This window comes from Clostridioides sp. ZZV14-6153 (assembly GCF_020657855.1).
In the GTDB taxonomy this organism is placed as follows: Bacteria; Bacillota; Clostridia; order Peptostreptococcales; family Peptostreptococcaceae; genus Clostridioides.
Map to the genome: position 1 here is coordinate 24,308 of NZ_JAGWCZ010000006.1, position 12,601 is coordinate 36,908.

The 12,601-nt window shown below is 28.2% G+C and carries 10 protein-coding genes; 9 read left to right on the plus strand and 1 reads right to left on the minus strand.

The genetic code is table 11. The features are described 5' to 3' along the window. Positions 1 to 56 precede the first annotated feature (56 nt). From KGF46_RS09250 to KGF46_RS09285, 8 genes are all read left to right on the plus strand, one after another. Positions 57 to 686 (plus strand): TerD family protein, encoded by a 630-nt coding sequence (locus KGF46_RS09250; RefSeq protein WP_227829733.1) that lies wholly within the window; start codon positions 57 to 59, stop codon positions 684 to 686. Beyond that, positions 676 to 3,435 (plus strand): calcium-translocating P-type ATPase, PMCA-type, encoded by a 2,760-nt coding sequence (locus tag KGF46_RS09255; protein ID WP_227861946.1) that lies wholly within the window; start codon positions 676 to 678, stop codon positions 3,433 to 3,435. Before KGF46_RS09250 ends, KGF46_RS09255 begins: the two co-directional genes overlap by 11 nt. Before the next feature lie 86 nt (positions 3,436 to 3,521). Continuing rightward, a complete protein-coding gene (locus KGF46_RS09260; RefSeq protein WP_227829731.1) occupies positions 3,522 to 5,084 on the plus strand; it encodes a YceG family protein in 1,563 nt (520 codons plus the stop codon). Next, positions 5,085 to 6,221: a toxic anion resistance protein gene (locus tag KGF46_RS09265; protein ID WP_227838856.1), complete on the plus strand. Its 1,137-nt coding sequence runs from the start codon at positions 5,085 to 5,087 to the stop codon at positions 6,219 to 6,221. A gap of 60 nt (positions 6,222 to 6,281) precedes the next feature. Continuing rightward, positions 6,282 to 7,358, plus strand: a complete 1,077-nt coding sequence (locus tag KGF46_RS09270; protein ID WP_227829729.1) for an HpcH/HpaI aldolase/citrate lyase family protein — start codon at positions 6,282 to 6,284, stop codon at positions 7,356 to 7,358. Continuing rightward, positions 7,336 to 8,574: a phosphoribosyltransferase family protein gene (locus KGF46_RS09275; protein ID WP_227841868.1), complete on the plus strand. Its 1,239-nt coding sequence runs from the start codon at positions 7,336 to 7,338 to the stop codon at positions 8,572 to 8,574. The genes KGF46_RS09270 and KGF46_RS09275 overlap by 23 nt, the downstream gene beginning before the upstream one ends. A gap of 53 nt (positions 8,575 to 8,627) precedes the next feature. Continuing rightward, positions 8,628 to 9,716, plus strand: coding sequence for a cysteine protease StiP family protein (locus tag KGF46_RS09280; RefSeq protein WP_227829727.1), 1,089 nt, complete (start codon positions 8,628 to 8,630; stop codon positions 9,714 to 9,716). Between the two features lie 27 nt (positions 9,717 to 9,743). Beyond that, positions 9,744 to 10,535 carry an HAD hydrolase family protein gene (locus KGF46_RS09285; protein ID WP_227829726.1) on the plus strand — a complete coding sequence of 264 codons (792 nt, stop codon included), beginning with the start codon at positions 9,744 to 9,746 and terminating at the stop codon, positions 10,533 to 10,535. A 100-nt stretch (positions 10,536 to 10,635) separates the two neighbouring features. Here the strand turns inward: KGF46_RS09285 and KGF46_RS09290 are convergent, their stop codons facing one another. Next, positions 10,636 to 11,190, minus strand: coding sequence for a cupin domain-containing protein (locus tag KGF46_RS09290; RefSeq protein ID WP_227829725.1), 555 nt, complete (start codon positions 11,188 to 11,190; stop codon positions 10,636 to 10,638). 196 nt (positions 11,191 to 11,386) lie between these two features. Here KGF46_RS09290 and KGF46_RS09295 point away from each other — a divergent pair, with 196 nt between their 5' ends. Beyond that, the gene (locus KGF46_RS09295) at positions 11,387 to 12,589 is read left to right on the plus strand and encodes a DUF819 domain-containing protein (RefSeq protein ID WP_227829724.1); all 1,203 of its coding nucleotides are present in this window, start codon (positions 11,387 to 11,389) and stop codon (positions 12,587 to 12,589) included. Positions 12,590 to 12,601: the final 12 nt, after the last annotated feature.

The window sequence follows — 12,601 nt, forward strand, 5'->3', positions numbered from 1 at the left end:
TAGCCTATACAAATAATGTATAGGTTATATTATATAAAATTTTATGGAGGTTTAGTATGTCGATTAATTTATCAAAAGGTGATAAAATAGATTTAAAAAAATCCAACCCTGGATTGAGTAGTATACTTGTGGGCTTAGGATGGGACCCTGTGCAACAATCAGGTGGAGGATTCCTTAAGTCTTTATTTGGCGGAGGACAAGCTGATATAGATTGCGATGCATCTGTATTTATGCTAAATCAGGAAGGAAAATTAAGTGGTATAAAAGACTTAATTTATTTTGGAAACTTAAAAAGTGCCTGTAAGTCAGTTTTACATACAGGAGATAACCTAACTGGTGAAGGTGTGGGTGATGATGAACAAATTCTAGTTAATTTAGATAAAGTTCCATCAAATATTCACAGATTATTATTTGTAGTAAATATATACAATTGTATAGACAGAAAACAACACTTTGGGATGATAAAAAATGCCTATATAAGAGTTGAGGACCAAAGTAATAAAAAGGAAATAGCGAAGTATAATTTATCTGATAATTATTCGGAAAAAACTACTCTTATAGTAGGGGCTATATATAGAAAAGATGGAAGTTGGCAGTTTAAAGCAATAGGTGAAGGAACAAAAGATGCGGGTCTTAAAGAAGTAATGCAAAATTTAGACAGGATTGAGTGTGTATATGGAATTTAATAATGATATCAAATATTATAATGTTGACAAAGAAGACGTAACTAAAGACTTATCTGTTAACCCTGACAGAGGTTTATCAAAATCAGAAGTCAAGACTAGAAGAGAAAAGTATGGTTTAAATGAATTTACACCAAAAGAGGAAGGAAGCTTTTGGGATGATTTAAAAGACAGTTTAAGTGAACCAATGATAGTTATTTTAATTATTGCAGCAGTAGTAAGTGCAGTAATTGGAGAAACTCATGATGCAATCGGGATTGTAGGAGCTATAGCAATAGGTATAGCAATAGGTATGATTACAGAAGGTCGTTCTAAGAAAGCAGCAGATGCTCTTTCTAAGATGACTGAAAATATTGAAGTTAAAGTACTAAGAGATGGAGAAATACATCAAATTTCTAAGAGTGAACTAGTACCAGGAGATATAGTATATATTGAAACTGGTGATATGGTACCTGCTGATGGTAGACTTATAGAAACTATAAATCTTAAAATTAGAGAAGATATGTTAACAGGCGAATCAGATGATGTATCTAAAAAATGTGATGTAGTAGTTCCAATGGAAGAAATAGAATCTAAAGGAGCACTAGTGGTACAAGAACCAATTCCTGCAAAACAAATAAATATGGTATTTGGTGGTACACTTGTTGCTTATGGTAGAGGAATATTAGTTGTAACTTCAATTGGAGATAGTAGTGAAATGGGTAAAATTGCTCAAAACTTATCAGACGCAGATGAGCAAACTCCACTTCAGATAAAGCTTGGAAATTTAGGTGGATTGATAGCTAAAGTTTCCAGTGCAGTAGCAGGATTATTATTTATATTCATGGTTTTCCAAATGGTAAGTAAGAATGTATTAAATGTTGATATGTCTGGAATTTTACCATTTTTAGAATCGATAGACCCTGTTAAAACAGCATTTACAGTATGTGTTGCATTAATAGTTGCAGCAGTTCCAGAAGGTCTGCCAACTATGATAAATATGACACTTGCAATAACTATGCAAAAAATGGCTAAGATAAATGCCTTAGTTACTAAAAAAGAAGCTTGTGAAACTATAGGTTCTGTTTCTGTAATATGTTCAGATAAAACCGGTACATTAACAGAAAATAGAATGACAGTAGAAGTTGCATATATTGATGGAAGATATATTGAGAGTTCAGAAGAAGAAATAAATAGTTATTTTGAAGAAAACTGTATGATAAACTCTACAGCTGATGTAGAGCATAATGATAGTGATGTTAAGTACCTGGGAAGTGCTACAGAATGTGCACTACTTCTATATTATAAAAATGTAGATTACAGACAAGTTAGAAAAGAATCTAATATAGTAGCTCAAAACCCTTTTACTTCTGATTCAAAGAGAATGACATCTGTTATAGGTCAAGATAATAATCATGTGTTGTTATCAAAAGGAGCACCAGAAGTCTTGCTTGAGCTATGTTCATATATCCAAAGAGGAAAAGACATAGTTCCAATAACTGAAGGTATAAAACATGAGATTTTAGAAGAAATAAAAAAATTACAAGTAAAATCAATGAGAACTTTAGGTTTTGCATATAAAGAAATCTCGCAAGCTGAAGAAGAAGCAGCAGTAACTGCTGAAAGTGATTCTATGAATGTGAGTGCAATGGAAAGTGAGTTAGTATTTAGTGGTTTTGTTGGTATAAGAGACCCACTTAGAAAAGATGTTATAGAATCTGTAAATACAGCAAATAAAGCTGGTGTTTCTGTAAAAATGCTTACAGGAGATAATATAAATACAGCAAGAGCTATAGGTGAAGAGTTAGGTCTATTAAAAGGAAATATGAGAGCAGTTGAAGCTTCATATATAGATACTTTAGATGATGAAGAACTAAAACAAGAAATACAAACTATTTCGATTGTTGCAAGAAGTAAGCCAGATAGTAAAATGAGAATAGTTTCAGCTCTTCAAAAGAGTGGAGATGTTGTTGCTGTAACAGGTGATGGTATAAATGATGCCCCAGCGCTTTCAAAGGCAGACGTTGGTATAGCAATGGGTATATCTGGTACAGAAGTATCAAAAAGTGCAGCAGATATAATTTTAACTGATGATAGCTTTAGTACTATTGTAAAAGGTATTAAATGGGGTAGAGGAATCTATGATAACTTCCAAAGATTTGTTCAATTCCAATTAACAGTAAATGTAATTGCATTTTTAGTGGCTATAATATCTCAGGTTATGGGACAAGAAATGCCATTTACAACAATACAATTGTTGTGGGTAAATATAATTATGGATGGTCCACCAGCACTAGCATTAGGTTTAGAGCCTGTTAGAGACCATGTGTTAAATAGAAAACCTGTTGATAGAAAAGCAAATATAATATCTAAGTCAATGGTATATACAATAGTATTAAATGCATTCTATATAACAGCAATACTAATGTTACAGTCTACATTTAACTTCTTAGGTGTTGATGAAGCTCATAAGGGAACTGTAATGTTTGCGTTATTTGCTTTTAGTGCATTATTTAATGCATTTAACTGTAGAGAATTTAGTGCAGATAGTATTTTCCCAAACTTTACACATAATAAACTAGCATTACAAATAATAGTTTTAACAGGTATTGCACAAGTAATATTTACTCAGTTATTCCAAGATTTCTTTAACTCTGTAGCTATGGATGTTATGACATGGGTAAAAGTTTTATGTGTTGCAGCAAGTGTGGTTGTAGTCAATGAAGTTGTAAAATGTGTAATAAGATTAGTAAAATCAAAGAAAACAGCTTAAAATAAATTTTATAAAAAATAACAAACTGGCTCAAAATATATATTTTGAGTCAGTTATCAATAAACAATTAAATTGGGAGGATAATTATGGGTGACTCAAAGGTATTTGAAAAAATATTCTCCAGCCAATCAGATAGAGGAAATTACACTCCTTCAAAGGGATATCTGAGTTATTTTATTTCATATATTGGTTTAGAAGATGAGATTTTGTATAATCTTGAAATATTTAAGACTAAGCAAAATATTGATAGTAGAAAAGATATTGCCTTATTTACTGATGCTATAGCAAATCCTAGTGATTTTGACATTATTAATTATTTTAAAAATGGACTTAAAAATTATAAAAACAGCACAGAAGATACAAATATAAGTATTTTAGGGTTTGAAGAAATAGATTATAAAATAAAGCAAGCAATAGATAGAGTATTAAAAGAGGAAGAAAAAGACTTTACTAATGATAGAGTTAAACAAAATTTTATAGTGAAAATAATGGCATGGATAAAGACTTATATTGGTGCCTTAGATATAAATAAAAATGATGCTCCAAAAATAATATTTTATGGAGACATAAAAAAGCATGAAGTTTATTTACTCTTAATATTGTACTTAGCAGGATTTGATATATTATACCTTAATCCAAACTCAAAGAGTAATATAAGTATCTTAAATTTAGAGAAATATAAGATAGAATTAGAAGAGGCTAATATAATAGAAGAAAATGTTTCTTTTGAAGATAGAGTTGTTTCAGGTGAAAAGATAGATAAAGGTTCTGTAAAAAAAGCTTTTACTGTTGGAGCAGAAGCATCAAAACGAATAAGTGAAGAATTGCTAAATGATTCTGGATTTATAAAACCTTGGCAACTTCAAGATAGAAAAATAAAAAGCTTGCTTTTAAGTTCAACTATTGATGAAATATCAATATATTGGAATCAGCCATTAAAATTGAGACCAGGATTTAAGTTTAATGATACTACAGTAGAAACTCCAGTTTTCTTTTCTAAAATCAATGGAATATATAATGATAAAAATGAATACATTAAGTTTTTAGATTTATTAAGAGATTCAGAAAGTTCAGCATTCATTGAATTTAATGGAGATATAGATAGATTTTCAAAAGAATTTACGAGAGAAGCTTTTAGCCTATCATTTGTATTAAATTCAAAAGGTATTATAGATAAAAATTCTGTTTTAAATAATAAAGAGTATTCTATTTCAACATTATCATTAAATCAACAAATTATGATTTTAGAAAAAGTGGAAGAACTTATAGAAGGTAACATGTTTTTAAATGGACTAAGTGGAGAGGATAAAATAAAAGGCTTATTCACAGTACTTCATATGGATAAAAAGCTTGTTCACATGATGAATAATTTCGATTACTCTCTCATAAATCCAAAGTTGGTTATATATATGTATAAGAGCATTGTGTTTGATAAAGAAGTTGTATTTCTAATGCTTTTACTTAGTAAAATTGGATTTGATATTATTATATTATCTCCAGGCGGAGAAAATAATATAGAAAATGTTATAAATAACCAATTGATTGATATACACAGGTTGGATAAAATGGTATATGACCTTAGATTGAACTTACTTGAAGATGAAATACCTTTACTTAAAAAAATTTTTGGCAAGAGGAGACGATTTTAAATGGGGATAAATATAAATAATTTTTCAAAAGATAATAATTCTGTAGAAACTGTTGAAAATTTACCTACGACTGTACAAGAAGAAAAATTTGATATAATGGAATATACAAATAATAAAAAAATTGAACTTAGAAAGTCTAAAGAGGTTGAGGCTTTAACTTCTCTTATAGAAGTAGAAAATCCAGATACAATTTTACAATTTGGTAGAAAAGCATCTGAAGGAGTAGCGAGAGTTTCTGATAGCCTATTAAACACGATAAAATTAAATAGAAATGAAGAAAATTCTAAAATGCTTGTTCACTTAACTAAAATAATGGATAAATTTGATTTAGATGATTTTCAAGAAACTAAGGAACCAAATTTTGTTCAAAAACTTTTCAAAAAAGCTAATAATGCCATTGAAATGATGTTTCAAAAGTATGAAACACTGGGAGGAGAAGTTGAAAAGATTCAAATTGAACTTGAACAATATGAAAGAGATATAGCACTTTCTAATAAGCAAATTGGTGCTATGTTAAATGAAAATTTTGACTTTTATAACGAACTTCAAAAATATATTGTTGCTGGAGAAATGGCAGTAGAAGAAATGGATAATGAAATATTACCATATTTCAAACAAAAATCAGAGACTAGTGGAGACCAAATGGATATTGTCAACTATCAAGAACTATTAAAAGTCTATGATATGTTAAATCAAAGAGTCTATGATTTAAGAATAGCAGAAAATATAGCTATTCAGACTATACCTATGCTTAGAGGTATGCAACATAATAACTATGGTTTAATTAGAAAAATCAATAGTGCATTTGTTGTAACTTTGCCAGTATTTAAACAATGTTTATCTCAAGCTATATTACTTAAAAAGCAAGAATTACAAGCAAAGTCTCTAAAAGCTCTTGATGATAAAACTAATGAATTATTGCTTAGAAATGCACAAAATGTAAGTTCTCAAAGTGCACAAATAGCTAGAATGGCTGGAACAAGCTCTGTGCAAATAGAGACATTAGAAAAAATGTACAATACAATTAAATCTGGTATAGATGAAACTCTGAGAATAGAAGAAAATAATAGAGTTACAATCAAGGATAATACAAAGAGATTAGAAGAATTAAATACAGCTATAATTTATAATAAGTAGTATATTAGGGGCTAATTTGGATAAAGTTGGCCCTTTCTATGTATATGAGGAGGCCACACATTGAAATATTTCGATTATATCTGCAAAGAGGATTTAGAGAAAATTTTTTTGAAAGTGCCAGAAGACTTTAATGCCAATACTGAAAAAGATGTACTGAAATATGCACTGGGTGCTTTTTTATACGTTCCAGCTACTCAATATAATATGATTTATAAGAGTATTATAGGTGATGTTAAGGGAGTTAGACCACTAGCTATTTGTTTAGAAGATGCTGTTGGGGCAAATGGAGAATCTGAGGCTATAGAAAATCTTAAATTGATTTTGAAAAATATTAGCAATGAAAATATAACTAATAAAGATGGAATACCATTAATTTTTGTGAGAATAAAAGATGTAGAGCAATTGCTAAGAATTAAAGAGATTATAATTAAAAACAATAATACTATAACAGGAATATTGATTCCTAAAGCAAATTCGAAGTTAATTGAAAACTGTATAGAAGTTTTGAATTCTATAGGTCTTCAAAATATGTATGTTATTCCAATAATAGAAACAAGAGAATTCATATATAAAGAAAATAAAGAATTAAGCTTCAGTAATTTATATAATACTATTTTAAGATATAAATCAAGAATACTTAGTATTAGAATAGGTCTAACTGATATATTAGGTATGTATGGTATAAGAAGAGATAAAAATTTTTCTATATATAATAATTTGATTTGTTCTTCGTTTATATTAGATGTAATTACATATCTTCAAAGACCAGAGATAGATATACCAATAAGTGGAGGTGTATCGGAATTTTTTGATATGACAAACGAAGAGATAAGAAAGAAGTATATAGAAGAAATACTATTGGATAAATTTCATGGATTAGTTGGAAAGACAGTAATTCATCCAATGCAAATTCAAATTGTACAAGCTTTATCTGCAGTATCATATGAAGATTTTACTGATGCTTTGGAGATACTTGATAGTGCAAATAGTAAATATGGTGTGAGTAAAGGCATATTAGGTGAGAGAATGAATGAAACTAATCCTCATTTTTTATGGGCTAAAAAAACATTAATTTTATCTAAAATATATGGTGTATTAAATAAAGGAGTAGACTATGAAGAATTGCTTAAATTTTAATTGTGAGATTGACATTGTTGATAATCCATTAAACTTAGATTTAAATGATTTTTTAGATATAGGAATAAGAAATAACAGTAAGAGACGTTTTTTATTTATATCAAAAAAACTTGGAAAACATTTAGCTTGTAAACCAAGTGAAATGGATAATTTAGGAAAGCTAATGGCCACGATTTATAATAAAAAAAATAAGGTAGCATCAAATGGGACTGTAATAGCTTTTGCCGAAACTGGTACAGCTGTTGGACATAGCTTTTTTGATTACTTATCTGGAGATTATGAATTTATTCATACCACTAGGGAGCAATTTGATGAGCTAGAAAATTTAGACTTTTTAGAAGAACACTCTCATGCAACAGACCAAAATTTATATTTTGAAATGCTAGATAACTTTAAATTTGGCGATGAAGTAATTTTGGTAGATGATGAAATTACTACAGCTAATACGTGTATGAATATAATTAGAAAGATTCAAAGTATTTATCCTAAAAAGAAATATACTATATGTTCTATACTTAATTGGGTAAGTGATGAAAATTTAAAAAAAATTAGTAGTCTGGAAAAAGAACTTGGATGTAAAATAGAATTTGTGTATTTATTTAAAGGAGACTTTAATTTTGATATAAATGAAGATATTGTTGCAAATTACAATGATAATTGTACTATTAGTCAATCAAGTATTATGAAGGATGATAAAATAAATTTAATAGTAAATCATGTCAATGTTGATTTAGAAGATTATATTGGAAATAAAAAATATATAAGATATACAGGTAGATTTGGAATTAACAAAAGAGAACAAATTAAATTAAAAGAAATTGTAAAAAGAGAAAGTAAAAAAATAGTTATAGAAAGTAAAGAATCTTTAAAAAAGAAAGCAGAAAAGGTTCTATTTTTAGGTACTGAAGAATTCATGTATATACCAATGTTATTTGCAAAAGAAAAAGAAAATCAATGTGATATATACTATCATTCAACAACTAGAAGTCCAATAATTAATATTGATAAAAACAATTATCCTATTAGAAGTAAGTTTAAATTAAAGAGTTTTTATAATTCTGACGTTCAAAATTATATTTACAACATAGATAGACATGATTTTTCTGAGTGTTATTTATTTGTTGAGTTAGATAAAAGCGAGAATTCTTATCTGGAATTTATTGATATAATTAAAAAAACAAGCATAAAAAAATTGACTATAGTATGTTGTAGCTAAAATGTTTTATCAAGATAAAATATATCACAGTTTTAAGGTAGGAGTTGAGTCATATGGGAGAATTTAGCACATATTCTAAAGATGATGTTGTCTTTTTATTAAAAGATATATCAAATTTAATTGAAGAAGAAGGAAACAAAGAGAGAGAGTTAAAAATACAAAGTGGCAGACATTATTCAGAAATGATACCAGTAGAGTATGAGGTTAGCGAAGATTATCTGAAATTATATCATGATAAACTAGAACAAAACAAGAATAAACTGGCATTTTCTATAGGTGTTATGTGTGAAAAGATAATTAAAAAAAATGGAAATGATGTTGTACTAGTTTCACTTGCTAGAGCTGGAACACCAATTGGTATTTTGGCAAAGAGATATCTAAGAAATAAGTATAATTTAAATTTACCTCACTATACAATATCTATAATAAGAGATAAAGGAATAGATATGAATGCAGTTGAATATATAATAAATAGTCATCCAAATTCAAACATACAATTTTTAGATGGATGGACTGGTAAGGGAACAATATCAAGAGAGCTAGAAAAAGCATGTGATGAGCTTAAATTTAAATTTAAAAAGAATTTTGATTCAACTCTTGCTGTATTAGCTGACCCTGCTGGATATTCTGGACTTTATGGAATTAGAGAAGACTTTTTAATACCAAGTGCATGTTTAAACTCAACTGTTTCTGGGCTAGTGAGTAGAACTGTGCTAAGAGACGATTTGATTGGTAAGGATGATTTTCATGGTGCTAAGTTTTATAACCACTTAAAGGATAAAGATGAGTCTATAAATTATATAGAAACTATAGAGGCATGTTTCAAAAACCAATTTGAAAATATATCTGATGAAGTTGAAAAATGGAAAAGTGATATTATAACTAAAGATGGTTATTTTGATGTTTTAAATATAAAGGAAAAGTACGATATAAAAGATATCAACTTTATCAAGCCAGGTGTAGGAGAAACAACAAGAGTTTTACTTAGGAGAGTTCCATATAAGATACTTGTTAAAGACTTAAATGATAAATCTTTAGAGCATATATTTATTTTGGCAAAAGAGAAAAATGTTGAAGTTGAAGAAATGAATTTAAAAGCTTACAAGTGTTGTGGCATAATAAAAAATATGAAAGATATTTAGAAAATATATTTGACAGGAGAATACTGAATGATTGTTTTTTCAGACTTAGACAGGAGTATTATTTACTCTGATAAATTTTTAAATACTGATAAGAGATATACAAATATAGAAATCTATAAAAAGAAAGAAATCTCTTATATATCTTTAAATACCATAAATTTAATAAAACAAATACAATATTATGGTATGTTTATACCAACTACCACTAGAACAATAGAACAGTTTAAGCGTATAGAATTTAATAAATATGGCATTTATTTTCCATGGAGTATAACTTCAAATGGAGGAGTTATACTTAAAGATAATGAAATATTGAAATCATGGAGTGAAAAGATAGACAAATTAAAATCTAACTATGAGCCTATTGAAAGCATGGTAGATAAATTTAAAACGTATTTGAATGTAGAAGGAATAACTAATTTTAAAGTTGCAGAGGATACATTTTTTTATATAGTTGTAGATTTTAAAAAATTTAATTTAGATTCAATTAGAGAGTATATAAATATATTGGAATCAAAAAATTGGAGATTGTATGTAAGTGGTAGAAAAATTTATTTTATACCAAAAGAAATCTCAAAAGAAAATGCTATCGAATACCTAACCAAAGAATTAGGAATAGAAAATTTTTATGCAATTGGGGATTCTATTATGGATTATGGAATGCTAGATATTTCAAATAAAGCTTATGTATTGAAGCATGGTGATATAAATAAAAATGAAAGAAAAAACACATTTATATCAAGTAAATTTGATGGAATGAGTGGAACTGAAGAAATACTATCTAAAATTTTAGATGAAAGTTGTCTACTTAATATATAACCAATAAACTAGAAAAGTCTGAAATAAATTAGGATAAAATTTATCATACTAATTTATTTCAGATTTTTATTAATTTATACTTAAACAAGAGTCTAATATATTAAAATGAAGGTGGAGTCATTGCCCAAACTGAAATACATTCATCATTATCACAGTTTTCATATATATGAGGTATAGTGCTGTTAAAATAAAAACTGTCCCCTTCCTCTAATATATACTCTTTATTACCAAGTGTTATTTTCATTTTTCCTTTTATTATGTACCCACATTCTTCTCCTTCATGTGTTACGAATTCGCTACTTTTTTTTGTATGTCCATTTAATGTAACAAGTATGAATTCTATTTTTTTTCCAATTAGATTAGGAACAAGAAGCTCATAAAATTTTGTAGAATCGTTAGTTACTATTTTCTTTCGATTGTTTTTCTTTACTACTATATTAGAATCATCCTTCCCAATATCATCAAAAAAATAGCCTATGTTTACATCAAGAGATTTTGCTATTTTCCACATTGCTATAATTGATGGAACAACCATATTACGTTCAATTTGACTTATTAAACCTGTACTTAAACCTGACTCTTTGGCTAAAGTAGCTATACTTATATTTTTAGATTTTCTAAGAGCTCTAATTTTGCTTCCAACATCTATGTCCATTAGATAAAAACCCCCTCAAACATGATTATAACATATATAGTTTCCAAAATTAATAAAATAAAATAAAAGTTATGTAATGCATGTATTTACATCGTTATATTGAATTTTCTGAAAAGATGAATTATAATAGTATTAATATTCAATATATTGAATATTAATATTGATATTTTAATTTAATGAAATGGAGGCGGTTGAGATGAGGAGTTTTGTAAGTCCTGATAATATTTGGGTATTATGGGCAATTGTAACTGGATGGGCAGCATTTAGTATTTATTTAGAGCAAAAGTATAGTTGGGCATCAAAAATATCAGGAGCAATAATAGCCCTTGTAGGGGCAATGTTATTATCAAATCTAAATATTATACCAGTAGAGTCTGTTGTATATGACCAAGTCTGGGGTTATGTTGTACCTTTAGCCATAGCTTTGTTGTTATATCAATGTAATATCAAAAAGATATGGAAAGAGAGTGGAAGATTACTTGTAATATTTCTTGTAGGTTCGATAGGAACTGTACTTGGAGCTATGATTGGATTCTTGGCATTAAAAAATGCAGTACCAGATTTAAATATTGTTGCAGCTATGATGACAGGTTCTTATATAGGTGGAAATGTAAACTTTGCAGCTATGTCAGGAGCATTTGATGCACCTGGGGAATTGGTATCAGCAACTGTTGTAGCAGATAATCTTTTGATGGCATTATATTTCTTTGTTTTAATAGCTATCCCATCTATTGGATTTTTTAGAAAACATTTTAAACATCCACATGTAGATGAGATGGAAAGCATAGGTGTAAATGAAGGCGAAACAATAGCAGCAAATTATTGGGGAAGAAAAGAAATATCTTTAAAAGATATAGCAATAGCCATTGGTAGTGCTTTTATAATAGTTGCAGTATCAGTAGAATTGTCAGGTTGGTTTAAATCTATAATACCAACGTCAAGTCCATTTTTAGCAATGTTAAATACTTTATTTGGCAATCAATATCTAATAATAACTACTTTAACTATGATATTTGCTACCTTTATGCCTAATTTCTTTAGTGATATAAAAGGAGCTCAAGAGCTGGGCACATTTTTAATCTACATTTTCTTTGTTGTAGTAGGTGTTCCTGCTTCAATCACATTAATAATTCAAAAATCTCCATTATTACTTTTATATTGTGGAATAATGGTACTTATAAACATGTTAGTTACATTTATAGTTGCCAAAATATTTAAGTTTACCTTGGAAGAAGCTATTCTTGCATCTAATGCAAATATTGGTGGACCTACAACAGCAGCAGCTATGGCAATATCAAAAGGGTGGTCTAAGTTAGTAGGGCCAATACTTATAGTTGGGACATTTGGATATATAGTTGGTAATTATTTTGGTCTTTTGGTAGGAAATATTTTAATATAAGTTTTATAAAAA

What these genes read in the sequence shown, in the direction of transcription:
- KGF46_RS09260 (WP_227829731.1), top strand. Translation starts at nt 3,522, where the DNA reads ATGGGTGACTCAAAGGTATTTGAAAAAATATTCTCCAGCCAATCAGAT.
- KGF46_RS09285 (WP_227829726.1), top strand. Translation starts at nt 9,744, where the DNA reads ATGATTGTTTTTTCAGACTTAGACAGGAGTATTATTTACTCTGATAAA.
- KGF46_RS09290 (WP_227829725.1), bottom strand. Translation starts at nt 11,190, where the DNA reads ATGGACATAGATGTTGGAAGCAAAATTAGAGCTCTTAGAAAATCTAAA.
- KGF46_RS09295 (WP_227829724.1), top strand. Translation starts at nt 11,387, where the DNA reads ATGAGGAGTTTTGTAAGTCCTGATAATATTTGGGTATTATGGGCAATT.
- KGF46_RS09255 (WP_227861946.1), top strand. Translation starts at nt 676, where the DNA reads ATGGAATTTAATAATGATATCAAATATTATAATGTTGACAAAGAAGAC.
- KGF46_RS09265 (WP_227838856.1), top strand. Translation starts at nt 5,085, where the DNA reads ATGGGGATAAATATAAATAATTTTTCAAAAGATAATAATTCTGTAGAA.
- KGF46_RS09250 (WP_227829733.1), top strand. Translation starts at nt 57, where the DNA reads ATGTCGATTAATTTATCAAAAGGTGATAAAATAGATTTAAAAAAATCC.
- KGF46_RS09280 (WP_227829727.1), top strand. Translation starts at nt 8,628, where the DNA reads ATGGGAGAATTTAGCACATATTCTAAAGATGATGTTGTCTTTTTATTA.
- KGF46_RS09275 (WP_227841868.1), top strand. Translation starts at nt 7,336, where the DNA reads ATGAAGAATTGCTTAAATTTTAATTGTGAGATTGACATTGTTGATAAT.